The organism is Rhodococcus sp. IEGM 1381, assembly GCF_030056795.1.
Lineage (GTDB): Bacteria > Actinomycetota > Actinomycetes > Mycobacteriales > Mycobacteriaceae > Rhodococcoides.
The window spans coordinates 651707-678076 of the sequence record NZ_JASHKQ010000001.1; the positions used below are offsets into that span (position 1 = coordinate 651707).

At 64.5% G+C, this 26370-nt stretch carries 24 protein-coding genes and 1 pseudogene; 6 read left to right on the forward strand and 19 right to left on the reverse strand.

Annotated elements, in window-relative coordinates:
* Window positions 1-2: 2 nt before the first annotated feature.
* The 3 genes and pseudogenes from QM797_RS03135 to QM797_RS03145 form a co-directional block, all read right to left on the reverse strand.
* On the reverse strand, window positions 3-533 hold the full coding sequence (locus QM797_RS03135; protein ID WP_283273674.1) for a GNAT family N-acetyltransferase: 531 nt from the start codon (window positions 531-533) through the stop codon (window positions 3-5).
* A 122-nt stretch (window positions 534-655) separates the two neighbouring features.
* Window positions 656-2348: pseudogene (locus tag QM797_RS03140) on the reverse strand (acyl-CoA dehydrogenase family protein).
* A gap of 63 nt (window positions 2349-2411) precedes the next feature.
* Window positions 2412-3047, reverse strand: coding sequence for a TetR/AcrR family transcriptional regulator C-terminal domain-containing protein (locus tag QM797_RS03145; protein WP_283273675.1), 636 nt, complete (start codon window positions 3045-3047; stop codon window positions 2412-2414).
* 113 nt (window positions 3048-3160) lie between these two features.
* Between QM797_RS03145 and QM797_RS03150 the strand changes: the two genes are divergently transcribed.
* Window positions 3161-4996 carry an acyl-CoA dehydrogenase gene (locus QM797_RS03150; protein ID WP_283273676.1) on the forward strand — a complete coding sequence of 612 codons (1836 nt, stop codon included), beginning with the start codon at window positions 3161-3163 and terminating at the stop codon, window positions 4994-4996.
* Window positions 4997-5019: 23 nt separating this feature from the next.
* Here the strand turns inward: QM797_RS03150 and QM797_RS03155 are convergent, their stop codons facing one another.
* Both QM797_RS03155 and QM797_RS03160 read right to left on the reverse strand, forming a co-directional pair.
* Window positions 5020-5826, reverse strand: a complete 807-nt coding sequence (locus QM797_RS03155; protein WP_283273677.1) for a DUF1707 SHOCT-like domain-containing protein — start codon at window positions 5824-5826, stop codon at window positions 5020-5022.
* A 9-nt stretch (window positions 5827-5835) separates the two neighbouring features.
* Entirely contained in the window at window positions 5836-6642 is an 807-nt protein-coding gene (locus QM797_RS03160) for a DUF1707 domain-containing protein (protein WP_283273678.1), read from the reverse strand.
* Between the two features lie 99 nt (window positions 6643-6741).
* On the opposite strand from QM797_RS03160, the gene QM797_RS03165 reads away from it, so the two are divergent.
* Window positions 6742-7173, forward strand: a complete 432-nt coding sequence (locus tag QM797_RS03165; RefSeq protein ID WP_283273679.1) for a DUF5318 domain-containing protein — start codon at window positions 6742-6744, stop codon at window positions 7171-7173.
* 470 nt (window positions 7174-7643) lie between these two features.
* Here the strand turns inward: QM797_RS03165 and QM797_RS03170 are convergent, their stop codons facing one another.
* Window positions 7644-7907: a hypothetical protein gene (locus tag QM797_RS03170; RefSeq protein WP_283275347.1), complete on the reverse strand. Its 264-nt coding sequence runs from the start codon at window positions 7905-7907 to the stop codon at window positions 7644-7646.
* On the opposite strand from QM797_RS03170, the gene QM797_RS03175 reads away from it, so the two are divergent.
* Window positions 7858-9942: a transglycosylase domain-containing protein gene (locus tag QM797_RS03175; RefSeq protein ID WP_283275252.1), complete on the forward strand. Its 2085-nt coding sequence runs from the start codon at window positions 7858-7860 to the stop codon at window positions 9940-9942. The genes QM797_RS03170 and QM797_RS03175 overlap by 50 nt on opposite strands.
* 166 nt (window positions 9943-10108) lie before the next feature.
* The gene (locus QM797_RS03180) at window positions 10109-11572 is read left to right on the forward strand and encodes a glycosyltransferase family 87 protein (protein ID WP_283273680.1); all 1464 of its coding nucleotides are present in this window, start codon (window positions 10109-10111) and stop codon (window positions 11570-11572) included.
* On the opposite strand, the gene QM797_RS03185 is transcribed toward QM797_RS03180, so the two are convergent.
* The 9 genes from QM797_RS03185 to QM797_RS03225 form a co-directional block, all read right to left on the reverse strand.
* Window positions 11547-12764 carry a TerD family protein gene (locus QM797_RS03185; RefSeq protein ID WP_283273681.1) on the reverse strand — a complete coding sequence of 406 codons (1218 nt, stop codon included), beginning with the start codon at window positions 12762-12764 and terminating at the stop codon, window positions 11547-11549. The genes QM797_RS03180 and QM797_RS03185 overlap by 26 nt on opposite strands.
* A gap of 90 nt (window positions 12765-12854) precedes the next feature.
* Window positions 12855-13082, reverse strand: coding sequence for a helix-turn-helix domain-containing protein (locus tag QM797_RS03190; protein ID WP_283273682.1), 228 nt, complete (start codon window positions 13080-13082; stop codon window positions 12855-12857).
* Window positions 13082-13681 carry a hypothetical protein gene (locus QM797_RS03195; RefSeq protein WP_283273683.1) on the reverse strand — a complete coding sequence of 200 codons (600 nt, stop codon included), beginning with the start codon at window positions 13679-13681 and terminating at the stop codon, window positions 13082-13084. Before QM797_RS03195 ends, QM797_RS03190 begins: the two co-directional genes overlap by 1 nt.
* An 85-nt stretch (window positions 13682-13766) precedes the next feature.
* On the reverse strand, window positions 13767-14498 hold the full coding sequence (locus tag QM797_RS03200) for an ESX secretion-associated protein EspG (RefSeq protein ID WP_283273684.1): 732 nt from the start codon (window positions 14496-14498) through the stop codon (window positions 13767-13769).
* Between the two features lie 17 nt (window positions 14499-14515).
* Window positions 14516-15919 (reverse strand): PPE domain-containing protein, encoded by a 1404-nt coding sequence (locus tag QM797_RS03205; protein WP_283273685.1) that lies wholly within the window; start codon window positions 15917-15919, stop codon window positions 14516-14518.
* 40 nt (window positions 15920-15959) lie between these two features.
* A complete protein-coding gene (locus QM797_RS03210) occupies window positions 15960-16763 on the reverse strand; it encodes an HAD family hydrolase (protein WP_283273686.1) in 804 nt (267 codons plus the stop codon).
* The gene (locus tag QM797_RS03215) at window positions 16760-19093 is read right to left on the reverse strand and encodes a phosphoribosyltransferase (protein WP_283273687.1); all 2334 of its coding nucleotides are present in this window, start codon (window positions 19091-19093) and stop codon (window positions 16760-16762) included. The genes QM797_RS03210 and QM797_RS03215 overlap by 4 nt, the downstream gene beginning before the upstream one ends.
* Window positions 19090-20238, reverse strand: a complete 1149-nt coding sequence (locus QM797_RS03220; protein ID WP_283273688.1) for an HpcH/HpaI aldolase/citrate lyase family protein — start codon at window positions 20236-20238, stop codon at window positions 19090-19092. The genes QM797_RS03215 and QM797_RS03220 overlap by 4 nt, the downstream gene beginning before the upstream one ends.
* Window positions 20239-20261: 23 nt before the next feature.
* On the reverse strand, window positions 20262-21347 hold the full coding sequence (locus QM797_RS03225) for a hypothetical protein (protein ID WP_283275253.1): 1086 nt from the start codon (window positions 21345-21347) through the stop codon (window positions 20262-20264).
* Between the two features lie 220 nt (window positions 21348-21567).
* Here QM797_RS03225 and QM797_RS03230 point away from each other — a divergent pair, with 220 nt between their 5' ends.
* Window positions 21568-22143 carry a TerD family protein gene (locus QM797_RS03230; RefSeq protein ID WP_283273689.1) on the forward strand — a complete coding sequence of 192 codons (576 nt, stop codon included), beginning with the start codon at window positions 21568-21570 and terminating at the stop codon, window positions 22141-22143.
* Window positions 22144-22270: 127 nt separating this feature from the next.
* Window positions 22271-23368: a DUF475 domain-containing protein gene (locus QM797_RS03235; RefSeq protein ID WP_283273690.1), complete on the forward strand. Its 1098-nt coding sequence runs from the start codon at window positions 22271-22273 to the stop codon at window positions 23366-23368.
* 33 nt (window positions 23369-23401) lie between these two features.
* Here QM797_RS03235 and QM797_RS03240 read toward each other — a convergent pair whose 3' ends face one another.
* The 4 genes from QM797_RS03240 to QM797_RS03255 all read right to left on the reverse strand — a co-directional run bounded on the left by QM797_RS03240 (window position 23402) and on the right by QM797_RS03255 (window position 26225).
* Window positions 23402-23767 carry a helix-turn-helix transcriptional regulator gene (locus tag QM797_RS03240; RefSeq protein ID WP_283273693.1) on the reverse strand — a complete coding sequence of 122 codons (366 nt, stop codon included), beginning with the start codon at window positions 23765-23767 and terminating at the stop codon, window positions 23402-23404.
* A 128-nt stretch (window positions 23768-23895) separates the two neighbouring features.
* The gene (locus tag QM797_RS03245) at window positions 23896-24066 is read right to left on the reverse strand and encodes a hypothetical protein (RefSeq protein WP_283273694.1); all 171 of its coding nucleotides are present in this window, start codon (window positions 24064-24066) and stop codon (window positions 23896-23898) included.
* A gap of 35 nt (window positions 24067-24101) precedes the next feature.
* Window positions 24102-24800, reverse strand: coding sequence for a response regulator transcription factor (locus QM797_RS03250; protein WP_283273695.1), 699 nt, complete (start codon window positions 24798-24800; stop codon window positions 24102-24104).
* A 21-nt stretch (window positions 24801-24821) separates the two neighbouring features.
* Window positions 24822-26225: a glycosyltransferase family 87 protein gene (locus tag QM797_RS03255; RefSeq protein WP_283273696.1), complete on the reverse strand. Its 1404-nt coding sequence runs from the start codon at window positions 26223-26225 to the stop codon at window positions 24822-24824.
* Window positions 26226-26370: the final 145 nt, after the last annotated feature.

The window sequence follows — 26370 nt, forward strand, 5'->3', positions numbered from 1 at the left end:
GTTCAGCGAACCGGTGCCACCATGAGCACCGCGTCGACTCGGTACTCGCCCCACTGCTGCGCAGCCGTCCCGATTCGGTGCCAGCCTCGCCTGCGGTAGAAGCCGAGGGCGGCGCTACTCGGATCGACGAGCAGCACCGGTGCCCGGCCCGCGTCCCGTGCAGCATTCATTGCGTGTACGAGCAACGTCGTTCCGCTGCCCGGTACGGAGCCGTCGGTTACCAAGCGCGACACGACAGCGAGTCGATCGGCAGCGACGCCCGTTGCTCGCTGCCACTGCGCGCTCGCATCGTCCGCACCAGGGTCCTGTCCCGCTGATGCCGTCTGATGCAGCGCGATATGTCCGACGACGGCGTCGTCGTGCTCGGCGACCCAGGCTGCGAGTTCGTTCGGTGCGGCAAGCCAGTCGGCTCGCACCGCCGCTGCGCGCACGGGGTACTGCTGCGTCACGTGCGAACGTTGCAGGATGGGTAGGAGGGCGCTCAGGTCGCCGTCCCGTCGGGGCCGCACGTGGATTCCCGATGCGGCGAACATGTCAGCGAGTGTAGGGCGGTCAGATGATGAAACTCTCGAAAGGGCCGGCGTCGCCCGGAACGCTACTGCGACGCGTGTGAGCAGTCGTGACGACATGAACTTCCCATTCGGCGAGGGAGTCGTCACGCTCGGGCAAGAATCTCGTCGAATCCGGTTCCGATGGGGAGAGTGCCGTACTCGTGTCCGCGTTCTCGTCCGAGCCGTCCGGCGATGAACGCCTCCGACGACGCCGTCGGCGCGTGGCGAACCATGAGTGAGGCTTGCAACGCGAGCGCCATGGCTTCGACGACGGTGCGGGCACGGAGCTGTGCATCGACAAGATCCATTCCAGCAAGCTCTTTCACCTGCTGCCGAACCGAGTCGAGGTGCCGGTCGAGAAGCGTGTTGCCGCCGCGTGCGAGATTCACCTCGTGGTCTAAGGCGACGACGGAATCAGGTTCGCGGGTCATCGCTCGCAACACGTCCAGCGCGATGACATTGCCCGATCCTTCCCAGATGGCCATGACCGGCTGTTCGCGGTAGCGACGAGCCAGCGGGAAATCCTCCGTGTATCCGTTGCCGCCGAGGCATTCCAGAGCCTCGTAGGCGTGGTGCGGCCCGCGTTTGCAGATCCAGTACTTCGCGACGGCGGTGGCGAGCCGCCGAAACGACTTCTCGTGGTCGTCGGCATCGATGTCCTGAGCGCGCGCGAGACGCAGCGCGGTGATGGTCGCGGCTTCCGATTCGAGGGCCAGGTCTGCCAGCACCGACTTCATGGCCGGTTGGTCGGCGAGGACTGTGCCGAATGCGCTTCGGTGCCGGGCATGCCACAGTGCTTCGGCCACGGACTGACGCATTCCGGCGGCACTGCCCAGGATGCAGTCGAGGCGAGTCTGCGAGACCATCTCGATGATGGTGCGTACACCGCGCCCGGGTTCACCGATCATCACCGCGACCGAGCCGTCGAGCTCGATTTCCGATGATGCGTTGGACTTGTTGCCGAGTTTGTTCTTCAACCGTTGGATTCGGAAGGTGTTACCTTCACCGTCGGGCAGGATACGAGGGAGTAGGAAGCACGAAAGACCCGATCCCGCAGCACCTTCCGCCTGAGCCAGGACGAGAAACGCGTCGGACATCGGTGCCGAACAGAACCACTTGTGGCCGGTGAGCAGATAATCCGCACCCGGACCCCCGCGACCGGCGGGCACAGCGATGGTGGTGTTGGCTCGAACATCCGACCCGCCTTGCTTTTCGGTCATCGACATACCGAACAGAGCGGAACCTTTCCCGGGTAGGTCCAAAAATACCGCTGTAGCTGCGCGAGAGCGCCCTCGGGACCCAGCGGGCCGCCACGTCCGGCTGCAATTCCAGAGACGGGATGACGGCGTGAGTCATCGAGATCGGGCAGGCGTGACCGGGCTCGACTTGCGAGAACAGCATGAACGTAGCGGCACGTGCGACGTTGGCACCCGGTTTCGGGTCTGCCCACGCCGAGGTGTGCGCTCCGTGCGCTACCGCCGCAGAGATGATGCGGTGATAGGCGGGGTGGTACTCGACCTCGTCGACGCGATTGCCCCAGCGATCGAAAGGGCGGAACTCGGGGATGATCGAGTTGGCGAATTCGGCGTCGTGCTGAAAGTCATTGCTACCGACCAACGCTCCGACGTCGGTGAGTTCGTCGGTGGCCCAGGACGCGTCATGGCGTCGGACTCCCTCGACGAGTGCGGTGTCCGTGAGAAATTCGTTGATGTCGGTCCGTGGGTCCGGCTGATTACTGACGGTATGTGTGTGGTGCGGAGCCGGGTGGGTGACCGGCTCCTCGATGGTACTGCTCATGTCAATTCCCTTCGGATGCAGAACCGGCGCTCCGAAGAGCCCTGCATATTGTTGTGCAACAGATCAATTCATCGATTGGTTGAGAACCGCGTCGGGGATTCGAAGGGTGGCGAAGATGACCGCCACTGCCTCTTCGAGCGAGTATCCGAAACTTTCACCGGTGGCCGTTTTCTGCACGACGAGCCCGAAGATCGCGGACCAGAACGCCTTCGCCTCCACATCGATACTGGCGCGAAGCTGCCAGCCGGTGCGCGTCAACGTTCCGAGCAGGGCCGCTTCGCCCGAGGCGTGCAGTGTTCGGAGTGTGGTGGAAATAAGGTCTCGTAGCTCCCCGCGGCGGCCGGTCATCACCATGGCTTCGACGAAGATCTCGACGCTGGGTGACGCCGTGCCGAGAAGAGACCCCACCAGCTTGTGCGTGTAGTCGCCGATGGTGGCGGCATCGGCCGCGTCCAATTCGGCCTGCTTACCGGCCCGCAGAATCGCCGCGCACGCGACCTCGACGAACAGCTTCTCTTTCGAACCGTAGTAGTACGTCACCTGATTGGGATGGGCATCGGCGGCCGAGCAGATTCTGGCGATCGACACGGCTTCCCCGTGCTCCAGGAAGAGCTCCGTGGCGGCGTCGAACAAAACCTGACGGGTGTGCTTACCGGCTCGGCGCGTGGCGCGAGCAGCCGGCACAGGCTTGGGATCCATCACCGTGCCCCTTTCTTGTTTGTATGATAAACAATAGCGAGGAGCTGCCCCGGTGACAAGCCCGAACCATCAGCCACCCGCATGAACCTGTCCGTATGAACCCGAAGGTGACCATGACCCACTACAAGAGCAACCCCCGCGACATCGAGTTCAACCTGTTCGAGGTCCTGCGGGTGCAGGATCTGTTCGACTCGGGCATCTGGTCCGATCTGGATACGGACACGGTGCGTTCGATGATCGAGGAGGTGCACCGCCTTGCGGAGGGCCCGGTCTCGGAGTCCTTCGCCTTCGCCGACCGGAATCCACCCACGTTCGATGCGTCCACCCACTCGGTGAGCATCCCCGAGGAGTTCAAGAAGTCGTTCAGAGCGTATTGGGATGCCGGGTGGGCGTATGTCGCCCTCGATCCGGCGGTCGGCGGAACACCCGCACCCCGAGCCGTGTCGTGGGCACTGGCCGAAATGGTCCTGTCCGCGCAACCGGCGGCGTTCATGTACGCCGCAGGGCCCACCTCGGCGCACATCCTGTACCAGTTGGCCACGGAGGATCAACGTAAGTGGGCGACGACGATGGCGTCGCGCGGCTGGGGCGCGACCATGGTCCTCACCGAACCCGAGGCGGGATCCGACGTCGGCTCGGCGCGCACGACCGCGCACCCGCAGCCCGACGGCAGCTGGCACATCGACGGGGTCAAACGGTTCATCACCTCCGCCGATTCCGACGACCTGTTCGAGAACATCGTCCACCTCGTTCTGGCTCGACCGGAGGGCGGCGGGCCCGGAACGAAGGGACTGTCGCTGTTCATCGTGCCGAAATATCACTTCGACTTCGACACCGAACAACTCGGCGAGCGCAACGGCGCCTTCGTCACCAACCTCGAGGACAAGATGGGACTGAAGGCATCGGCAACCTGCGAACTCACCTTCGGTCAGCATGGAACCCCGGCGCAGGGATGGTTGGTCGGTGAGGTGCACAACGGTATCGCGCAGATGTTCGACATGATCGAGTACGCACGAATGTTCGTCGGCACCAAAGCAATTGCGACACTGTCGACCGGGTACCTCAACGCCCTCGACTACGCCAAGCAGCGCATCCAGGGCTCGGACATGGCCACGCTCGGCGACAAGACCGCACCACGGGTCCCGATCACGCGTCACCCGGACGTCCGCCGGTCACTGATGCTGCAGAAGGCCTACACCGAGGGGTTGCGTGCTCTCTACCTGTACACAGCAGCTCATCAGGACAATTCTCTGGCCGCGCAGGTATCGGGTGCCGACGCCGACACCGCCCGCCGGGTCAACGATTTACTGCTGCCCATCGTCAAAGGCGTCGGCTCCGAGCGCGCCTACCAGTACTTGACAGACAGCCTGCAGACCTTCGGCGGTTCGGGATATCTGCGGGACTACCCCATCGAGCAGTACATCCGTGACGCGAAGATCGACACGCTGTACGAGGGCACCACTGCGATACAGGCCCAGGACTTCTTCTTCCGCAAGATCATTCGGGACAAAGGCGTCGCGCTCACCCATCTTTCCGGCCGGATCGACGAATTCATCGAGAACGAGAACGGACGACCGGACCTCAACGTCGGTCGCGCCCGCCTCAAAGCTGCGCTCGAGGATGTGCAGGCCATGGTGGGCGCCCTCACCGGGTATCTGATGGCAGCACAGGATTCTCCCGAGGCGCTGTACAAGATCGGTCTTGCTTCGGTTCCGTTACTGATGGCGGTCGGCGATCTCCTGATCGGTTGGCAACTGCTTCGACAAGCAGACCTGGCCGCGCACGCGCTCGAGACGACGACGTCCGATTCCGACCGAGCCTTCTACGAGGGCAAGGTTGCCACCGCACACTTCTTCGCCACCACGATCTTGCCGACACTGCACACAACTCGTCGACTGATCGAATCCACCGAAACCAGAATCATGGAACTCGACGAAGCATCGCTCTGATCGATCGTGACGCCGGCGGCGGGCTACTTGTAGACGGCAATCGGGTTTCCGGCGAAGTCGTAGAGGATTCGTCCGCTGTCGGTACGGAATTCGATCTCGGGTCTCTCTTGGTTGTCGATCGTGAGGCTGTCCACGACGGCATTCGGGTTCCCGAGTGACTCGGGAACTCCGGCAAGCACATTGGCCACGAGCGTGTGGTCGATCGACATCCAGTCGAAGGTTCCGGCGTCGTTCAAGCTGGACGACGAGTAGGGCCCGGGGTCGAATCCGCCGTAGACCGCCACATCCTCGACGGCACGGTTCGCGTCGAATCGGTAGATGTCGGCGCGTTGATCGATCAACCGGATGCTGACGGAGACGACCTCCGAAGACCCGAACCGGTCGACGTACTGTTGTCGGAAGTTGTCGAGACCGGCCGCGGTATCGAAGACGAAGGGCCGCGCGACAATCGGCGTCACACCGTCGGCAACCTCCACCACAGATGTCGGGCTCGATGTGGGAACAGCAGCCATTATCGGCTCGTCGTCGGCCTGGGAGTCGAGCAGAAACACGGTCAATCCGACGGCGACGACGATGACGGCGAGAAGTGCGTAGAGCACCCGACGTTTGGGTTCGTAGTGCCGCGGCGGCGGTTCGGGCAGGTCGACGTCGGTCTGCAGGTCATCGGTCAGAGCGCGAAGATCGCTGAGTGTGACTGCAGCGACGGCTCTTTCGATGCGAAGTCGGTGTTCCTCGTACGTCATCTGCCCGTCGGAGTACGCCCTGTCCAGCGCGGTGGCCGTCGTGGCGCGATCGATTTCCCGCGCGCGCTTGCTCGCATTTCCCGACATGATCAGCCCTTATCCTTCCGGATCCCATGGTCTGACGGAGGTGAAGTTGCCATCGAGATCGAGTGTGAGGTGCCCGCTCTCACCGAATTCGTTGTTGGCGAAGACCGACACCTCAGGGCCGCTGCCGTAGTCGCGCACAAGAAGGTAGACGGTATCGACCTGGGTGAGGTTCAGGCTCGCGCCCGCACCGGCGATCACACCGGCAACGACAGGCAGCTCCAGCGCACCGATGTCGACGGTCGGTGTGGATGCCGCGCGGGCCGTCGGGCTACCGAATTCCTCCAGCGATCCGTCGCGGTAGATCGAGTCGATACCGAGAAAAGGACGCGCGGGGTCGACGCGGGTGTAGACGGCGTAGTCCGGATAGACGCTGAGGTCGTCGAGCACCGTCGTGCCGAACTGATCCCGTGCAATCGACACGATGCGTTCGAGACCCTCGAGTTCGAGGTATCCCGCGGATCCGAACTGGTGGCGAGGGTCGTCGGCCACGGCACAGGAGCGAATGCCGAAGGTGAGGGCCACGACGGCACCGATCAAGGGCACGACCACGGTCAGCAAACCCAGCTGGCGTCCACGTCGCCCGGGCACGGTGACGCTCTTCCACGGGGCCATCTCCGTGAGATCGGTTTCGCCCTGCAAATCCTCGATCAGTCGGTGGAGATCTCCCAGAGTGGCAGCTCTCATGGCTGCTGCCACTCGCGCCGCGTGTTCGGCGTCGGTGAGCTGTCCGTCGTCGCGGGCCCTATCTAGAGTGGCGCACGCATCGGTGCGATCTCCGTCTCTCGCCCGCGTGGAGGGGGCAGACCGTGTCGGCACAGGTGGAGCATAGTGTTCCGAGGCCGAAATGGGACCTGCTCGCGGCCGAGGCGGGGTTCGCAAGTCCGCATCGGAGGGGCCGCACGTACTCTGGTCCTCGTGCGACTTCAGCGACAGGTGGTGGACTACGCCCTTCAGCGTCGGTCGCTGCTGGCCGAGGTCTACTCCGGTAGGACGGGTGTCGCAGCGGTCTGTGATGCAGATCCGTACCTGCTTCGCGCTGCCAAGTTCCATGGACGTGGCAGCGATGTGGTGTGCCCCATCTGCCGCAAGGAGCAGCTCACGCTGGTGTCTTGGGTGTTCGGCGAGAAGCTCGGGACACTGTCCGGGTCGGCGAGAACGGCGGACGAACTCGTCCGCCTCGCGGCGACCCAGGAGGAGTTCTCGGTCCATGTGGTCGAGGTGTGCCGTTCGTGCAGCTGGAACCACCTCGTCCAGTCCTACGTCCTCGGGGCCGTTCCCGCGCCCAAGCAACCCCGTCGTCCGCGATCGGGTTCCCGCCAACCGAACCGTCGTACCGCGAGTGAGTGACACAATCGCTCGGCTGATGCCTTTTCGCGAGAAGTCGACGCGGCCGCCGAAATTACTGGAGATCTGTACGTGAGTTCCCCCTACGACAACAACTCGGGTAGCAACGAACCTGGCCGTAGCGACTCCGGACGGCGTCCTGACGTGCCGGGCCCACCGCGCGGCAGCAGGCATTCCGATCCGCCCGGGCGTCGCCCCGTGCCTCCGCCCGGCCAGCGTCCGATGCCGCCTCAGGGTCGGCCACCGATGCCTCCCCCAGGTCAGCGCCCCGGACCTCCTCCGGGACAGCGACCGATGGCGCCGCAGGGCAGGCCGCCGATGCCGCCGCCCGGTCAGCGCCCCGGCCCTCCGCCCGGTCAGCGTCCGATGTCGCCGCAGGGTCGACCACCTGTGCCTCCGCCCGGTCAGCGTCCGGGACCCGCTTCCGGCCGGCGTCCCTTACCGCCGCAGGGTCGGCCCCCGGGTGAACGTCGCTATGGGGAGCCGCCGTTCACGCCGGGTGCGCGCTCCGCAGTAGGGCCTGCGTCCGCCGCGGCCGGCGTCACCCGATCGGGATCCGTCCCGCCGCCACACGAACCGAACGATCCATCAGCTCGCTCCTCGGGCAGTGAACCGCCTGAGCCCCCGGAAAGAGGTCCCGCCGCGAAAACGAAGAAGAAGTCCAAGTGGCGGGTCGTTCGGCGCACGATGTACGCGTTGATCGCCTTGGGCCTGATCGTGCCGATCTTGGCCTTCATGGTGGCGTACACGCTGGTCGACGTGCCGCGGCCCGGTGACCTCAGAACCAACCAGGTCGCCACTGTCTTTGCGTCGGACGGCACGAGCGTGATCGGCAAGGTGGTGCCCCCCGAAGGCAACCGGACCGATGTGACGATCGACCAGATCCCGGAGCACGTGCGCAATGCCGTGCTCTCGGCCGAGGACCGCGATTTCTACTCCAACCCCGGATTCTCGGTGACCGGATTCGGCCGGGCTCTGCGAGACAACGTACTAGGACGCGATAGCGCAGGCGGCGGTTCGACGATCACCCAGCAGTACGTGAAGAACGCCTTGGTCGGTAACGATCGGACGCTGACACGCAAAACGCGCGAGCTGGTCATTTCCTCTAAGATGGCGCGGCAGTGGTCCAAGGATGACATTCTCGCGGCCTATCTGAACACCATCTACTTCGGTCGTGGCGCGTACGGCATCGCAGCCGCGTCGACGGCATATTTCGGTAAGTCCGTCGATCAGCTCTCGGTCGAAGAAGGTGCCGTTCTGGCGGCGACCATTCAGCAGCCTTCGGGTCTGGATCCCGAGTTCAACCCGACGGGTGCTCAGTCGCGCTGGAACTACGTGCTCGACGGCATGGTCTCGCAGGGCCAGCTCGACGCGACCCAGCGAGCCGCGATGCAGTATCCGCCGTGGATCCCCAGCTCACAGGTGGACTCCGGCGATGCCGACGACGCGGGTCCCAACGGCCTGATCAAGGCCCAGGTGCTGCGCGAGTTGTCCGCTGCCGGGGTCAGTGAGCAGGACCTCAATACCGAGGGTCTGCAGATCACCACGACAATCGATCCGAAGGCGCAGGCAGCTGCGGTCGAGGCCGTGGACAACAACCTCGAAGGCGAGCCGTCGGAACTGCGGACGGCCTCGGTATCGATCGATCCGCGCAGTGGTGCGGTCCGTTCCTACTATGGCGGCGCGGACGGGCGCGGATTCGACTTCGCGCAATCGGGGCTGCAGACCGGCTCCTCGTTCAAGGTGTTCGGCCTCGCCGCTGCCCTGGACCAGGGCATTCCACTGTCGAAGATGTACGACAGCTCCTCGCTCGACGTCAACGGCATCCAGATCAGCAACGTCGAGGGCGAATCCTGCGGAACCTGCACCATCGCCGAGGCCCTCAAGCGGTCGCTCAACACGAGCTTCTACCGCATGATGCTCGGCATGGACAACGGCCCGCAGGCCATCGCGGACATGGCCCACAAGCTCGGCATCCCGCAGGAGATCGAGGGCGTCGGCCCCACGTTGACCGAGCCCGACAACGCGGGCCCGAACTACGGAGTCGTGCTCGGCCAGTATCAGTCTCGGGTCCTCGATATGGCCTCTGCCTACGCGACACTGGCAGCGTCGGGGGTCTACCACACCCCGCACTTCGTGCAGAAGGTCGTCACGGCCGACGGCACGGTGTTGCTCGACCGCGCACCCGAGGCGGGCCAGCAGGTGGTCTCGGCTGCGGTCGCGGACAACGTGACCTCGGCGATGCGTCCGATCGCCGGATACTCCAACGGCCACAACCTCGCAGGCGGTCGTCAGTCGGCAGCCAAGACCGGTACCGCGCAGCTCGGCGACACCGGGCAGAACAAGGACGCGTGGATGGTCGGCTACACCCCGTCGCTGTCGACGGCGGTGTGGGTCGGTACCGAACAGGGTCTGCCGCTCGAGAACAGTTACGGCGGTCCGATCTACGGATCGGGCATACCGTCGGACATCTGGAAGGCGACGATGGACGGGACGCTGGAGGGCACCTCGAACGAGACGTTCCCGACGCCCGAGGCCATTGCCGGTCAGGCCGGAGTACCGCAGTATTCCGCGCCCGCCCCGACGGCAACTGTCGCGCCGTCGACTGCTCCGCCACAGGTGACCCTGCCGATTCCGACGGAGATCTCTCCGCCGGTCGTCATCACTCCACGGCAGGTCGAAATTCTGCCCGGCGTGACGATCCCGCTGCCCGGATTGGCACCGGCCCAGCCGGCGCCAGCGGCACCCGAACCGGCGACACCCGGGCAATAGCGACTCACCGGTGACGACCGAACCCGACCGCAAGGGTCGAGCATTGGCGAGCCCCGGTCGTCTCGACTCGGCGAGTGCGACGGGCCGGGATTTACCCAGGAGCGCAGCGGGCCGGGATTTACCCAGGAGCGCAGCGGGCCGGGATTTACCCAGTCGGACCGATCCGATGATCGGGGAACTGTCCTCGGTCATCGGTGGTCCGGTCGGGCGACACGCGGTGATCGGACGGCAACGGTGGTTCACCGCACTGCGGGTGATCCTGCTGCTGGCCGTGATCTTTCTGTGCTTCGGTTGGTTCGCGAAGGCGGCGTGCATTCAGCAGGCTCCGGTGGGCCCCAACGGTGAGCTCGGACTGGATTGGAGTGGCAGCCGGCAATACGTGGCGATGTGTTACTCGGACACCGTGCCGCTCTACGGTGCCGAGCGACTCGACCAAGGTGCGTTCCCGTACAAGAAGTCCTGGGAAGAAACCAATGCCGACGGCTCCACCCAGGTTCGGTACATGGAGTACCCGGTGCTCGCTGGGCTGTACCAGTACGGCTCGATGGTCGTCGGGAAGATGTGGAACTCGCTCAGTTTCCTTCCCCAGGCCCTGCCCGTCGTCGTGTATTTCAACGTGGTTGCCCTGGGGCTGGCCGTCGCCTGGTTGGTCACCGTGTGGGCCACGGCAATAGCTGCCGGACGGCGCATCTGGGACGCGGCCCTGGTGGCTGCGTCGCCGCTGGTGATCGTGCACGGCTTCACCAATTTCGACGCTCTCGCAGCGGCTTTCGCTCTTACCGGTCTGCTGGCATGGGCCAAGAAGCGTCCGGTTCTCGCCGGTGTGCTGATCGGACTCGGCGGTGCCACCAAGCTCTATCCCCTGTTGTTCCTCGGTCCGCTGTTGGTGCTGTGCTGGCGCACCGGACGGATGCGGGAGTGGGGCCTGACTGCCGGAGCCGCGATCGGAGCCTGGCTGGCCGTCAATCTTCCGCTCGCACTGCTGTATCCGTCGGGGTGGTACGAATTCTTCCGGCTCAACTCCCAGCGCGGGGCCGATCCGGATTCGCTGTACAACGTGGTCACCTCGTTCACCGGCTGGCCCGGTTTCGACGGTCCGCTGTACGCAGGTGCCAAGCCCCTGATCCTCAATGCCGTGACGCTGGTGTTGTTCGCCATCGTGTGTGCGGTGATCGCCTACATCGGCACGACGGCCCCGGTGCGGCCGCGGCTCGCGCAGTTGGTGTTCCTGGTAGTGGCCGGCTTCCTGCTCACCAACAAGGTGTGGAGCCCGCAGTATTCGCTCTGGCTGGTTCCACTGGCCGTCCTGGCACTACCGCATCGCCGAATACTGTTGGCGTGGATGACAATCGACGCGTTCGTCTGGTTCCCGCGGATGTACTACTACCTGGGCGTGGATAACAAGGGCCTTCCCGAACAGTGGTTCACCGCAGCCGTCGTGGTGCGCGATATCGCCGTTATCGGGTTGTGTGCGTTGATCATTCGACAGATCTACCGGCCGTCCCAAGACCTCATTCGAAACGGCAGCGCCGTCGACCCGCTCGGTGGCGTTCTCGACGGCGCTGCAGATCGGACCACTGCAGATCGGACCGGGGCCCGCAAGGTCACATATAGCGGCCCAGCTGTTTGACGGCCTCACCGGCGTGCTTGGCCGCGATGCCGTCGCCGATGGCCTGTAGTTTCCATTCACTGCCCTGGCGATACACCTTGGCCATCACCAGGCCGGTGAACGGCATGCCGCCCTGCAGGGTGAAGCGCGCCAGCTCGGTGTTGGTCGTGTTGTCCACCAGCCGGCAGAATGCGTTGGCTACCTGCTCGAACGTCTGGCCACGGTACGAGGTGACGGTGAAGATGATGCCGGTGACGTGCTGGGGAACTTTCGTCAGGTCGACCACAATGACCTCGTCGTCCCCCTCGCCCTCTCCGGTTAGGTTGTCGCCCTGGTGCACGATCGAGCCGTCCTTGGCTTTGAGCTGACCGTAGTAGACGACATCGTTGACGTTGCGGTCCGCGAGCATGATCGCGGACGCGTCCAGGTCGATGTTCGCCGCGCGGCCTCCGCCGCCGAAGAGGCCGCCCTTTTTGGGAGTGGTCACCGGGTCCCAGCCCAGGCCCATGCGAATGACCGTCAGGGCCACGCCGCCGTCCTTGCGGAGTGTGACCTTCTGGCCCTTGGTGAGGCTGACAGGCTTGGACTTGGTGAGGCTGACCTCCGGAGCCTCGGTGCGGACCGGGGCGACGGGTGGTGCCGGCGGCGCAACAGGAGGCGGTGGAGTGGCGGGAGCGGGAGGAGGTGTCGGTGCAGGGGCGTCGTCAACGGACACACCGTGATCGGTCACCAATGCGGCGAATCCACCTGCGTAACCCTGTCCGACGGCCCGAACCTTCCAGCTGCCCTGGCGACGGTAGATCTCGAGTGCGATGACGATCGATTCCGAGCTCAAGCCGTCGATGGCGTACTCGTACAACACATTTCCAGCGATGTCGCTGACCCGCGCGACAGGAGCGGTGGAACGACCGAAGTTGCTCGACGCGTCGTCGAGGGTGATGACCGCGCGGATCTGTTCGATGTCGGCGGGAACTGCAGCGAGCGATACGGTGAGCCGGGCTGGACCGCCTTGGATGGGCTCGAGGCGGACGCCTGGGCCGGTGGGCTGGTTGAAGAACACGAAATCTGCGTCCGTCCGTACCTTCCCAGCATCGGTGACCAGCAGTGCGGACAGGTCCGCGGGTACGGCCAACGCGATGGAGACGACGACGTCACCGACGGTGAGGGGGCCATTCTGACCCTTGGACAACGGTTGACCGGCCGGAGCAGACAATGTGATGGACTCTCTCTCGAAGTGCTGGTTACCGTCATCCAATGTACTTGTTCGATTTGTCCGACTGGTGTGGCCGAGCGTCGTGGCCGGTCAGATCGTGCGAAGGGTGAACAGGTCGCCCGGTGTGCAGCCGAGCACCCGGCATACCGCGGTGAGAGTCGAGAATCTGATGGCCTTGGCGCGGTCGTTCTTGAGCACCGAGAGATTCACCACGCTGACTCCGGCCAGACGCGAGAGCTCGGCAAGCGTCATGCCGCGGGCGTCGAGAATCTCGCCGAGATGGCAGACGACCAGATGGTCGACGAACTCCTCCGCCATCAGACCAGACCATCGGCATCGCGAGCGAGCTTGGATCCCTGAGTGATCGTGGCGTAGACGAACTGCAGAAAGACTGCGATGACGACGGCTGTGTACAGGCCGGTGTTGGATCGGGAGGTATCGACGATCTCGCTCGAGCCGAGGGCTCCGACGACACTGTTGGTGCCGAGCATATCGACGAATCCGGTGATGGCGGTATACGCGACGATGCAGACGCCGATCAGCACGATGTCGTTGCGCGCTCCGTTGGTGAACGGGTTGCCGGCGATGACGCGGTCGCAGAAGCGGTAGACGAACAGTAGGCCTAGGAGAATGATGACCATCCCGACGACGATGGAGCCGTAGCGCATGACGTCGATGACGCTCATCAGTCGCGTCAGTTCCACCTTCGGCACGCTGAGCTCGATCGCGTTGCCCGGCTGCAACTGGCCACCGAACAGTTCGGCAGGTGGGGTGTCACTTCTGGGTTCCAACTTCGCCAGGACGAAGTCGGACGAGTGGTACTGCCACAGCCTCCATCCCGACCACACCACCGCGATTCCCGCGTACAGCGCCATCGCCCATTTGTTGGCTCGTGCCGAGCCGAGTCCGTATGCCATCCCGGAGCCTCCATATCGATAGTCGATAACAACGAATATCGATAACCTATCGCTTATCGATAGGGTGTCAAGGGGTTGGTCGAAGTTACCGTCGCAGCGCGACCGCCATGTGGTGACCGATCTCCGACGCCAAGCCGGCGGTATCGGCCGGCAGGATGTCGATGGTGTCCTCGGAGTAGACGATGTAGCGACCGTCCCGCTCGAAGTCCATCCAGAAGAATGCGACGGCGTCGGTGTCGCGTCGGTTGTCGTAGGTTCTACCGCGCGCGACGATGACCTCACCGACCGCAGATCGTGGACGGTGAAAGAAAGTTCGGAACTGCTCGTGTGCTGTGGCCCCTCGGGTCGCGGTGGACAGATGCCTGCCTCCCGATGTTGCTGTGGCAGTGGCACGTTCGAGTCGCATCGTCGGTCGTCGGCCCGCCGCATTGGCTGGAATGGAGCCGAGAACTCGGGCAGGTGCCTGGGCAGGGCTGGTCAACGCGATAGTGACGGCACCACCCGAGGAGGCGTCGGGTCCCGGCTGCTGGGTGAGCACGGCGGCGACATCGTGGCGCACCGCCGCGTGGGCACGGATGGTTCCGCGGCGAGGATCGCGTGTGTCGCCGCGACATTCGATGCGAACAACAGGGTCGACGAGGGTGCGAACAGCCGCGCCGAGGTCGTCGTCCATCAGGGCATCGATTCTCGCCGAGGCCTCCCGGCGCAGTAGTTGGTACCGGTCCTCGGTGTCGACGTCGACGGTGACCGCTAGGGGGTACGGCAGTCGGTCACGTCCGAATCGACTGCAGAGCATCATGAAATCGATGCCGTTCATGGTCCAGCTCGTCATCCTCAGCCGCCGAGTACCGGTGGTGCGACCAGAGGCAGATCACCGATCAGTTCACTACCGTTGCTGACGTCCACCAGGTAGCCGGGAGTCGTATGGTCGGTGTCGTTGTCGCCGGCTCCCCTCGCGCCTCCCGCCCCCATGCCGCCCATTCCCGGTGTGCCGTGCGCCCCTGCACGGCCCGACGTTGGTGCGCTGCCCGTTCCGCTACCGCCCGGTCCGCCGCCGGTGGTCCCGGTGCCGCCGATCGGCGAGCCGAGAACGGAGCTGCCGTAACCGGAGCTTCCATAACCGGAGCCGCCGTACCCCGAGCCGGAACCGCCACCCGCGCCGCCGCCGTAACCCGAGCCGCCGTAGCCGCTGCCCGACCCAACGCTCCCTCCAGAACCGGCGCTACCCCCAGAACCAGCGCCGACGCCCGACCCTGCGGTGCCGCCTGAACCTGCGCCGCCGGCAGATCCCGGTCCGGAAGCCGATGCGGCACGCGTCTCACCGGTACTGTCGGCCGGCGGCAGCGATCCCGCTTGTCCGGATTCGGGCTGTCCCGATCTCATCCCTGGTTGCCCGGCATCGGCAGGGCCCGCGCCGCCAGGTTGTGTCGGAGCTGCGGCCGGATCGGCCGTATTCGCCGATCCCGCACCGACACCCGAGGTGGATCCGCCGCCGCCCGGTCCCCATCCGGACGTCGAACCGCCACCGCCAGCGCTACCGTCGGCGATGGGGTTGTGTGCCGCAGGCAGCACCGGAACCTGGGCGTCGGATTGAAGTACCCCCGGCACGTAGACAGAACGCATGACCTGGCGGGCCTGCTCTTCCTGCTCGTCGTGCAATCGCGCTATCTCTTTGATCGAATCGGCGAATGGCAGTCCGCTCGGAAACGACGACTCGAGCATGCTCGCCCCGACGCCGATGTCGACGATCGGTGGTACGGCAGCCCTGGTCTGGGTGAATCCTGCGTGTGCCTCGAGCAGCTTGTTGCTGATCATGGTCATGGCGGTGGACAGTGCCGTGGCCGAGGACGTGTAGTCGCCGATCCCGCCCCGCACGGCGACGGAGGTGGGCCCCGACCAGCCGGAATTCATCGCGCCTTCGATCCCGTTTCGGAAGCTGTCGGATCCTTCGGTGGCTGCGGCGGCCAGGTCGTTCCAGTTCTGCGACGACGTCGATATCGACTCCGCGGCGAGCGTGTTGACCCTCTGCACGATCTCCGCGTGCTTCATCACGTCGAACGCCTCGGTGACCACGACCTCGTTCGGCTCGTACTCACCCTCGTATCCGTACGAATTGTTCTTCTTCGAGAACGTATTCTCGATGAGCGAATTGACGGCCTCAGGACCGAAGCCGGCTGCAGGCCCGTGATCGATGATGGCCTGCACCTGCTGTTGGAGTTCTGCATACGGATCCGCCATACCCACCCCTTGCCTGACGTCTTCTCTCCCCGACGACCAGTTAGACGCGGCGCACGGCGGTTAGGTTCCGTAGCCACTCGAGAATTTCCTCGCTGGCCCGGACGCCGGAAGATTCGGTGACCGTCAACCCGGGGCGGGTGAAACCGAGCAGCTCCAGTTCGCCGTGCCGCGGACGGATCGCGGCGTCGGCAGCGATGAGCATCTCGGCGTCGAGTGCGCCGTCACCTGCGGCGAAGACTCGGGCATCGGCGTCGAGGGTGCCGTCCTGAATCAGCCTGGAACGAACCTCGGCCACCGCGGAGCTCTTGCACACCGTGTTGGGCATCGTGTAGATCTTGCGCCCCTGCTGCGAGACGTTCCAGTCCCGCACAGCGCACCACTGCGACCACTCTGCAACGAAGTCCTTGGGTACAGCCGTCGTGTCCACGACGAGATAGCAGAACAGGCCGTCGGCCTCGCGGTACTTGAGTACCCAATCCTCGGAGACCCGCGATCTCAACTCGGCCCCGATTCCGGCCAGATCCAAATCGAACCCGTTGCGCCAGTGCATGTCCGGCTCGCCGTCGACCAGAATGTTGCCGCCGTTGCTGGTGATGGCGTACCGCCAGGGTGCCCCGGGCAGCGCGATCCGCTGAAACTGTTCGATGGTCCGCGTGGTGGTCGGCACTACGACCGTGGTCTCGCTCAAATCCCGAAGCAGTGACACCGAGCTAGAAGACATGTACGACAACGGTTTTCCCTCGTACACCTCCACGCACTCGAAGGCGTCGTCCAGTGGAACCCCGAGTGCTCCCTCGGAGAAGATCATCGTGCGGTCGAGGTCCACGGCGACCAGAGCGCTCACGACGCGTCCCCGCTCGAGACGTTCTTGATCAGTCCCATGCACGAGTAGGCGAGGTCGGGAACCACGTCCACCGGGACTCCCCTGGCCGCGGCGAGCATCCTGATGTGTTCGTGCTCCGGCGCATCCGCGTCACGCACCAGCACTCGCCACGGAACGCGGCGCAGTAGCACCCTGGTGGTTTCGCCGACCCCGGGCTTGACGAAATTGACGTGTGAGATGCCGTATTCCGCACGGACCTTCTCGACCGACGCCCAACCGGACCAGGTGGGTGTTCGGTCGGAGGCGAGTACCGATCTCACCGACGTGGTTACTTCGTCACGGACGTCGTCGAAACGCGCAGCGACGGTGTCGAGTAAGTGGCGTGAGACGTCGTCGGGTGCGAGATCGGCGTAGTACTTCGCTCCGTGGAAATCACCGGGCCGAATCAGGCTGTCGTTGAGCACGGTTCGTGAAACCAGGCCCGAGACAGTCGAGTTCAAGCAGGCCGATGCGATGAGGAAGTCGTCTCGAGTACCGTACGTGCGCGCGCAGTTGCCTGGATCGGCGAGCACGGCCAGATCGTCGTCGAACTCGGCTCCGGGAAAGTCTCGGAGTGCTGCGGTGAGTTCGCGGGCGATCGCACCCTTGCCCGTCCAGCCGTCGACGAACACCACCGACCGCGAGTCGTGATGGTCGGCAAGGTAGCGCAGGGCCACGGCGTCGATGCCTCGATCACGCACGATCGAGACGGCGTAGTGCGGAATCTCGATACCGTGAGCGGTGAATGCCCAGCGACGCATCAGGATTCCAACGGGTGTGCCCGCGCGAGCGAGTGATGCGAGGGCGATGTCGTGTCCGCGCTCGGCCAGGACGACCTCGGTGACGGTACCGACGGCGACGGCCAATCGTGATGCGCTTTCCTGCAGCACTTTCTCGAACAGTTCGCGGTAGGCGAGATCCGGTTGGTACTCGACCGGGAGCGACTCTGCGTAATGTGCCTCACCGGCTTGAATACGCTTCTCGCGCTCCTCGATTCCTGCTTCCAGTGAGACCGACGAGAGGTCCTTGAGCAGCCAGGTGACTTCTTCGGCTGCGTAGGAACCGAATTGGGGTCCTCTAAGCGGTCGCGCTCGCCGAGCTAGCTCGAGCGCCACCGGGTCTGCTCCCGTCACGACGACCAGCACTACGTCGGCACCCGAGGCGGCGAGAGTCCCGGCCGCGGCCGCCAGAGCATCTGTGTCTGCGGGGGCATCGGCGACGAGCACCAGTGTGGCGTCCTGCGGGGCAGACGCGTTGTACAGGTAACGCAGTCCCGATTCGTCCTCGGGTGCAGTGAATTCGAAGCCGCGGCGCAGAGGGTAGTCGGGCGCGTCGAGCACGTATGCCGGTGACCGAGTGGTGGTCTGGAACAACGCACTGTGACCCCGCTTCTGCAGCGCCGCCGCCAGTCGGAGCGGCAGGTACATCAGCTCCTCGTGGCCGATCACCACCACGGCCTTCGAGTCGGCCAGCGCAGCATCGACGGTGGCCGCAAGGGCGTCGATCGCGATGTCGAAACCGGCCGCGTCGGATCGCAGAAACCCGTGCCGTCCGCCGTCGGGCAGTGTCGCCGGCCACTGCGCGTCGACCCGGTGCACCGAACCGGACCGAGCAGCAACGGGATTGAACGTCGGATCGGGGAGGGCGAGCACCGTCTCCACCAATCCGGGGGCGAGCTCCACCGATCCCTGCGCGAGGCTCACGTTGTCGATTCGGATGCCGAGCTCGGTTGCCACGGCCGCTGCGGCAGCAAGATGTTCGGCGGTGCGCATGTCGACGAGGGATGCGATGACGTAGTGGCCGCGCCCGGCCGAGGGGTGGATCTGACGTAACGCGTCCAACGCTGTCGCTCCGGTCGAGATCTCGTCGTCCACCAGGATCAACGGCAGATCGCCGGCGAGAAGATCGGGCGATGTCGGCATCAGCAAGTGGTCGGTGGCGTGCGAATGACCCTCCTCGAACTCGCCGTGCACGGTCATCCCGGGAACGATGCGCCGAGTCGAGTGCAGGTAGCAATGCGCACCCAGGGCAGTCGCGACGGTGTGTCCCAATCCCGTTGCAGTCTCCGCGAATCCGAGCACATCGACATCGGACCCGCCCACCGCAGCGGCGACGAGGCCAGCCAGTTCCTCGCCGGCCGAAACGACGACGTCGGGATCGACGGGAATGTGCTTGCCGAGCACGGTCGAGACCAGCAAGTGGGCACGTCGTGGGTTGCGCCGCAGACCGGGTCGAACCAACTGCGTGGCAGCCCAGGACGACGACGAGCCGGTATCGGTCAACGCGATGCCGTCGGCCGGATTGTGGTTCATCGCTGTGCCAGCGCGGTCAGTAGGTCCACGAACGTGATTCCTTCGTTGGTGACGCCGAATGCCTTGGCGCGCAGTACCGTCTGCTTCGCCCAATTGCGGTGTGGGCCCAGTTCGTTCATCTTGTTCCGGTAGCCGGACGCCTGCACGCCACCCTGGTCGGACGAGAGGATGTCGAGTGCATCGTGATACTCCTCGTGCGTCACCGCGGACAGCGCGTGAACGGCGGGGACGTGCGAGGGATGAATGACGGTCTTGCCCTGGATTCCGTTGGCTCGGTCGAGAGCAACCTCGCGTAGGAGCGCGTCGAGGTCACTGCTGACCAGTTGCTGGCGGAAGCGGACGGCGTCCTGGTCGACGAAGGGCGTCTGCCGTAGCAACGGACGGAACATGCGTTCGTGGTCTGCGAAGTACTCCCACACCGGGCCGGTGATGACGTATCCGGACCCGTCGTAGCGGCCGAGATGGTTGACGATCGCACTGATGACGTCGGCGACGACGCGGACGTCGTAGATCGTCAGGTCGCGGTCGCGTCGGATGCCGAAGGTGCCGCACATGTCGGTGGCTCCGATGCGCACGGCCAGCACCGTGTCGCGGTAGGTCCCGAGCAGCTCACGGATGGCAACGAGTTCCACGTCTCGAGTCTCGCGGTGCACTACCTCCGGCGATTCGAGGACGGGCATCGCGAACAGGCGGGTGCCATGTGACTGTGACGCCGCGACGATCTCGTCGAGGAACTCGGCTCCGCGTGCCGCAGTGAACTTCGGCACGACGAATCCGGCGAGCCCGCCCGCGCCCTGGGTGAGTCCGGCGCAGATGGTTCGGATGTGCTCGGGGGTGCGCGCTCGGACGAACACGAGCGAACTCGTACCCGAGAGTTCGTTCAGTGTTCGGATGGCGTTGGCCAACGCTTCGTCCAGATCATGATCTGCGACAGCGTCTTCGAGATCGATGACGATGGACCGCACGCCCTCGTCGGTGCGTTTGTTCACCGTCGCGGTCAAGTCGGGGCGTGTTGCCGGGATGTACAACGTGGCTCCGAGAGCTGTTGCCACGACGTCGTTTCCGTCGCTCGTCTCGATGTCTTCCGGCTGCCGGAAGAAGACTCGTGCACGGGTGTCTGCGTCGAGATGGCGAAAGTGTTGCACCACTGTCCTTCGTGTGAATGTGATCAGTGCGAGCTGCGCATGCGTTCGATCACGCCTGCGATGAAGACCGAAATGGTATCCAGATCCTGCAGATATGACCAGTAGTCGGGATGGGTACCCGTCAGCGCTGTGCTCGCCCTGTCGATCCGGGCGAGCTGAGCATCCAACACCGAGCCCCATTCGGCAACCAGGCCACGATTGATCGCGAGTTGTTGAGCGTCACGAAGTTTGAACCGGACTTTGTTCTCGGTTTCTTTCGGGTCGGCCTTCACCGCGCGCAGCAGACGAACTCGATCGGTCACCGCGTCGACCAGATGTTCGGCATCGCTCAGGTGTTGGCGCGCCTGGGTCACCAGATCCAACGACTGCTCGGGATTGCCGGCGTCGAGCGCCGAACGCGCCGCGCGCAGATCCTCGTCCGCCTGCTCGATGTGTCGCGCACTCGACCGTTCGTTGCGCGAAAGATCAGCCGAGCTCTTGGCATTGAACTCGCGAAGCAGGCTCGAGAAGGCGGGGGCGATGCCCTCGGATCGCGTTCGGACGGCTTCGATTCGGGTGCGTACCGAGGACAGTGCCGTTCTGGCCTCCTGAAGACGGCCGGGGGCCGAGTCCACTGCCGCGCGCAAAGCTGCGGCTCGTTCGCGCACCTGAGCGGCGCTCTCTCGTGCGCGCAGCGGATCGCGCTGATTGCTCTGCAATTGCGTTGTTGCCGAGTCGAGTTCGCGCCACGCCAGACGTAGTGACGGGTACCCGGCGTACTGCTCGTCGACGGTGGCTCGGGCGGCATCGGCCTCCTTCAGCGCGTCCTGCACCAGGCGCGGTGTGGCCGCGAATTGGGCGGAGGCCTGCTCGAGGGTGCCGCGATGGGCATCGTAGAACCTGTCGACGGCCGCGCTGGCATTGTGCAGTAGTCGGGTCGCATTGTCGAATGCCGATCTGGCGGCAGCCGTGGTGATTCCGTCGAATCGATCCGTTGCGGTGAGGTAGGCGGCCCCGGCGTCGAAGCACTGCTTCTCGGTGTCGGCCCATCGGACTGCGAGTCTGTCCTCGGGGCGCAAGGCGGTGGAGGCCTCGACGCCTGCCGATGCGATGGACTGACGCTTGTCCATATCGAGGAAGGCGGCGACGGCGTTGTCCTGGGATCGGCGCGCGGAGGCGTCGGATTCGGGTCCTCTGCGGAACACCCCAGGCCAGCGACTTGTCACCTGCTCGATAGTACTGACGGGAACCCTGGCGATGTCGCACTCGTTGGCGGAGTACGTCCAAGAACCGGACATTCCCACTACGGTTGTACCCGTAACGGGAAACCATTTGCGAAAGGACCTCTCCATGGGCGTCAGCCTCAGCAAGGGTGGCAATGTCTCGCTCACCAAGGCAGCTCCGAACCTGACCGCGGTCATAGTCGGACTCGGGTGGGACATCCGCACGACGACCGGTACCGACTTCGATCTCGATGCCAGCGCCATCGCGCTGAACTCGACGAAGAAGGCCCCGAGCGACGGACACTTCGTGTTCTTCAACAACTTGAAGTCCCCCGACGGCTCCATCGAGCACACCGGAGACAACACCACCGGTGAGGGCGACGGAGACGACGAGCAGATCAAGGTCGATCTCGCCGCTGTACCGCCGGAGATCGAGACAGTCACCTTCCCCGTGTCGATCTACGATGCGGACGCACGCTCGCAGTCGTTCGGTCAGGTGCGCAACGCGTTCATTCGCGTCATCAACCAGGCCGACAATTCCGAGCTCGCTCGCTACGACCTCAGCGAGGATGCCTCCACCGAGACCGCCATGGTCTTCGGTGAGCTGTACCGCAACGGCGCGGAGTGGAAGTTCCGCGCAGTCGGTCAGGGCTACGCATCCGGCCTCGCAGGCATCGCCCGCGACTTCGGAGTAAACGTCTAGTCAAGACTCTCCCAAGATTGGGGATACCCCCGCTTCATCGTTCATGATGGGCGGGGGTTTTTCCGTATTTGTCTGCTCCAACCGGTCGCTCCTGCCGGCTCCGCTCCTAGCCAGAAGGGCCACACCTGTGGTTGTGAAGATCTTCGGATGGTCGATCGCGGTCACCATCGTCTCCGTCATCGTGGCCTTCCTCTACGGCGGGATCGAGGCGATGATCCTCGTCCTCATCCTCGGCGTGCTCGAGGTGTCCCTGTCCTTCGACAACGCCGTCATCAACGCCACCGTGCTGCGACGGATGAGTGAGTTCTGGCAGAAGATCTTCCTCACCATCGGCATCGTCATCGCCGTGTTCGGTATGCGGCTGCTCTTCCCGTTGGTCATCGTCTGGGCTGCGTCCGGTCTCGGCCCGGTAGCTGCGATCGACCTCGCGTTGAACCCGCCGCCGAACGACGCGGCGTACTTCGACGACGGCCGACCCAGCTACGAAACGCTGCTCACCGACGCGCACCCGCAGATCGCAGCGTTCGGCGGGATGTTCCTACTGATGCTCTTCCTCGGCTTCATCTTCGAGGATCGAGAGATCACGTGGCTGAGCTGGCTCGAGAAGCCGCTCGCCCGTATCGGCCGCCTCGATCAGCTCTCCGTGGTCGTTGCAGGCTTGCTGTTGGTGCTGAGCGCAGAATTCCTCGCCGACGACGACAAGATCTCGACCGTGATGGTCTCCGGCGTACTGGGCATGATCACCTACATCTCGGTGAACGGGCTCGGTGAACTCTTCCACGTCGAAGAAGAAGGCGAGGAGTCCTCGGGCGGACCGAGCGAGCTGGCGAAGGCCACGGGTAAGGCCGGCTTCTTCCTGTTCCTCTACCTCGAAGTGCTCGACGCATCCTTCTCGTTCGACGGCGTCATCGGTGCCTTCGCCATCACCGCGGACCCGATCATCATTGCGCTGGGCCTGGGCTTCATCGGTGCAATGTTCGTCCGCTCGATCACGGTGTTCCTCGTGCGCAAGGGCACGTTGTCCGACTATGTGTACCTCGAGCACGGCGCGCACTGGGCGATCGGTGCGTTGTCGGTCATTCTGCTGGTGTCGATCGGCGTGCACATCAACGAGCTGATCACCGGATTCGTGGGCATCCTGTTCATCGGAGCTGCTTTGCTGAGCAGTATCCGACGCAACAAGCGCCTCGAAAAGGAAGGCGTGGACACCGCAGTCAGCGTCTGATCTGCGGGTCCGCTGTGGTCCGAGTACGACGGGTCACAGCTCCGAGATATCCACCAGTCCGTCCTGGAGGGCCCGTGCCACCAGGCCTGCCTTGGTCGGGGCCGGTCGTCCGACCGAGGTGTACTTGGCCCGAATGCGGGTGAGGTGGGTGTTGACCGTGCCGAGCGAGAGAAACAGCGCCTTGGCAACCTCGGTCTTGGAGTCGTGCTTGATCCAGCAGAGCAGGACTTCGATCTCACGGCCGGTCAGGTCCGGCCGCGCGGGAAACGGGCTCGCAGACGCCGGGACGGGGTGTATCTGCATCGCGGGCGGAACCAGGCTGATGGGACCCCGTGCACCTCGCGTCGTCGGGACTGCCGAGTCGTTCGCGGAGGGCAAGGGTTCGAGCAGTGCAGACATCAAAATCTCCCGGACGCCGAAGTGGGTTGAGACCAACTAAACCAATGTGGACGATTCTCACAGGTAATGCTCAGGTTTTCTGCCCTGATTTCTAGGGGCATTGAACCGTCAACCGTCGCGTCAGCGTGTCACGGCGGTACGACAGACTCGCGTCCGTCGGCGTCGAGATCGATGCGTAGGTCGCGGCTCGAGTCGCTGACCAGGTTCGACGCGATCTTCCCGCGCCCGGGAGGCAAGATCCGAGCGGTCACCGCTCCGCCCTGTGCGCCCCGAGGGGCAACAGAAACTGTGGTGCTCACCCGTCTACAAATTGTGTGATGAACCACAGTCGGCATCAATCTCGTGGCGGAAGTTCGGGCACCGGCAACCAACCGTCTTCGACCGCCCGCTTGTACAGATCGGTCTTCGTCGGTGCCGGACGCCCGGCTTCGGCGTACTTGTTGCGGATGCGTACGAGGTAGTCGTTGACGGTCTGCTCGGACAGTCCGGCGAGACTGGCTACTCGCGCGGCCTTCTCCCCCGACGCATACAGCGCGAGTACCTCGCGTTGGCGTGGGCTGAGGCCGACGTCGGGAAGCTGCGGATCGCCGTCGATCGCGGCAGCCCAGTCGGTTGTGACGACCTGTCCGCCGCTCGCGGCGCGTCTGATCGCCGAGACGATCGCGGCCGCGGGTGCCGACTTGCGCACCACGCCCAGTACACCGGCGCGGGCAGCCGAGCGCACCAGAAACGCGTTCTCGGCACCGGTGTAGACCAGTACCCGCGCACCGGCGGCGTGCAGTTGCTCCACGTTGGACCTCGGGGACGAGCCGTCACCCAGCCGAAGGTCGAGAACCACCAGATCGAGCGTCTGCCGCTGTTCGAGCAGTTCGCCCACGGTGGCCGCGATGGACACCAGTTCGAGATCGGGTTCGTCCGCGAGCATCGCCTGGAGGCCGAGAGCCACCGACTCGTGGTCCTCGACCAGGCCGACGCGTCGTACGTCGGCCCCCTGCTCGCTCGTGTCTTCCTGAGAATTCGACACCTGTGTCATGTCCCCGCCCCGCCCTGCGTACTACTGCCCCGGTGATGTCGTCAGCGATATCGTTGCTGGTCGGGGCGATATTACAGACGACTGGTCGGTTTCGCCCGGGAAAGGAACGCGCATCCGAGCCCGGACGAACAGCACGAAGAACACCAGCAACAACAGTGCTCGGCCCCACACCCCGACGAGGACGAAGAACTCCTCGTCGTTGGCGTCGGTACCCGAAGCGAGCGCGGCGAAATACTTGAAGACGCCGATTCCCATCGACAGATCGACGAGCAGATACGCGCCGACGAGTCCCCACGGAACCCGAAGCAGAACCAGGAACGGCAGAAGCCACAGCGTGTACTGCGGCGAGTGCACCTTGTGCAGCAGCATGAACCCGCACAGCATCGAGCCGCTCACTGCGACCCACGGGTAGGTCCCAGTCACCTTTGCGCGACGCCAACCGAGCCACAGCGCGAGAGCGAAGGCGAAGAACACCAGCAGCGGAGACGCGACGTCCACCACGTCTTGGAAAGACTTCTCGGCCTCGGCGTAGGCATCGGGGGTCATCTGGTCGCTGATGTAGAAGTGGCGCAATCCCCAGTACCAGATGGAGTTGGTCGTCAGGTCCGCCTGCCGCAGCGATTGGAAGGTGAACGATGCGCGCCACCCCTCGTAGCCGAATACTGCGAACGGCAGATTCACTGCGACCACGGTGCCGATCGCGGCACCGGCGACCATCAGACCGCCGCGGATGTCCCATCTGCCCCGGTCGGTGTCTGCGGATTCGTGACCGTCGACTCCCCTGGTGACCACGTACGCGATCAGTGGCAGCACGAATGCACCGGGATAGAGCTTGAGGCAGAAGCCGATCGCCAACAACACCGACGCGAGAACTGCTCGCCGTCGTAGTGGCATCGGCAACGTCATGACGAAGATCGCGCCGACGGCGGCGGCGACGACGGGTAGTTCCCAGTTGTGGAAGGCGTACATCACCAGCGGCGGGCCCATCGACCACAGCAGTGCCGACCAGCCGGCCATCCGGCCGAGCATCCACGCGGTGACCAGACCGAAAGGCGCGAGAATCAAGGCCGATGTCAGCAGAAACTGGGCGTCGGTATGCGCAGGAATGGCGCCCAGCCACATCAGCACGCCGCTGAGAACGGGGTACTCCACCGTTCCCCCGGTGAGGATTCCGTCGCTGGTGATGGCTCCGTGGATGTACGGGAAGATGTGGTTGTCGATATCGCGACCGAGCCAGAGAAACTGAATGTCGGAGTAGCAGACCGAGGAATCCTTGATCGCGTCGAATATCGTGCTGCGACCCGATGCGTCGAACGGCGCGACCGCGCAGCGGGCCTTGTTGAGATATCCGAGAATCAGCCCCAGTGCAGCCATCGTGACGACCACGACGACCGTCATCGGATTGGCGCGGACCCCGGATCGCATGACGCAAGACTATGACGCGCGAACGCCGGCCCGTACGCCCAGCAGGAATTAGCAGGTCAGCGCCCTGTCGTGTATCTTCGAGGGGTTGCTGACGCAACGACCCTCCTGCCACGGATAGTCCGTGGCCGTTTTCACTAGTCCACAG

Coding starts and splice junctions, on each gene's coding strand:
- QM797_RS03135 (WP_283273674.1), bottom strand. CDS start 533: ATGTTCGCCGCATCGGGAATCCACGTGCGGCCCCGACGGGACGGCGAC.
- QM797_RS03145 (WP_283273675.1), bottom strand. CDS start 3,047: ATGGATCCCAAGCCTGTGCCGGCTGCTCGCGCCACGCGCCGAGCCGGT.
- QM797_RS03150 (WP_283273676.1), top strand. CDS start 3,161: ATGACCCACTACAAGAGCAACCCCCGCGACATCGAGTTCAACCTGTTC.
- QM797_RS03155 (WP_283273677.1), bottom strand. CDS start 5,826: ATGTCGGGAAATGCGAGCAAGCGCGCGCGGGAAATCGATCGCGCCACG.
- QM797_RS03175 (WP_283275252.1), top strand. CDS start 7,858: ATGTACGCGTTGATCGCCTTGGGCCTGATCGTGCCGATCTTGGCCTTC.
- QM797_RS03170 (WP_283275347.1), bottom strand. CDS start 7,907: ATGAAGGCCAAGATCGGCACGATCAGGCCCAAGGCGATCAACGCGTAC.
- QM797_RS03180 (WP_283273680.1), top strand. CDS start 10,109: ATGATCGGGGAACTGTCCTCGGTCATCGGTGGTCCGGTCGGGCGACAC.
- QM797_RS03190 (WP_283273682.1), bottom strand. CDS start 13,082: ATGGCGGAGGAGTTCGTCGACCATCTGGTCGTCTGCCATCTCGGCGAG.
- QM797_RS03195 (WP_283273683.1), bottom strand. CDS start 13,681: ATGGCATACGGACTCGGCTCGGCACGAGCCAACAAATGGGCGATGGCG.
- QM797_RS03200 (WP_283273684.1), bottom strand. CDS start 14,498: ATGAACGGCATCGATTTCATGATGCTCTGCAGTCGATTCGGACGTGAC.
- QM797_RS03205 (WP_283273685.1), bottom strand. CDS start 15,919: ATGGCGGATCCGTATGCAGAACTCCAACAGCAGGTGCAGGCCATCATC.
- QM797_RS03215 (WP_283273687.1), bottom strand. CDS start 19,093: ATGAACCACAATCCGGCCGACGGCATCGCGTTGACCGATACCGGCTCG.
- QM797_RS03225 (WP_283275253.1), bottom strand. CDS start 21,347: ATGGACAAGCGTCAGTCCATCGCATCGGCAGGCGTCGAGGCCTCCACC.
- QM797_RS03230 (WP_283273689.1), top strand. CDS start 21,568: ATGGGCGTCAGCCTCAGCAAGGGTGGCAATGTCTCGCTCACCAAGGCA.
- QM797_RS03240 (WP_283273693.1), bottom strand. CDS start 23,767: ATGTCTGCACTGCTCGAACCCTTGCCCTCCGCGAACGACTCGGCAGTC.
- QM797_RS03250 (WP_283273695.1), bottom strand. CDS start 24,800: ATGACACAGGTGTCGAATTCTCAGGAAGACACGAGCGAGCAGGGGGCC.
- QM797_RS03255 (WP_283273696.1), bottom strand. CDS start 26,225: ATGCGATCCGGGGTCCGCGCCAATCCGATGACGGTCGTCGTGGTCGTC.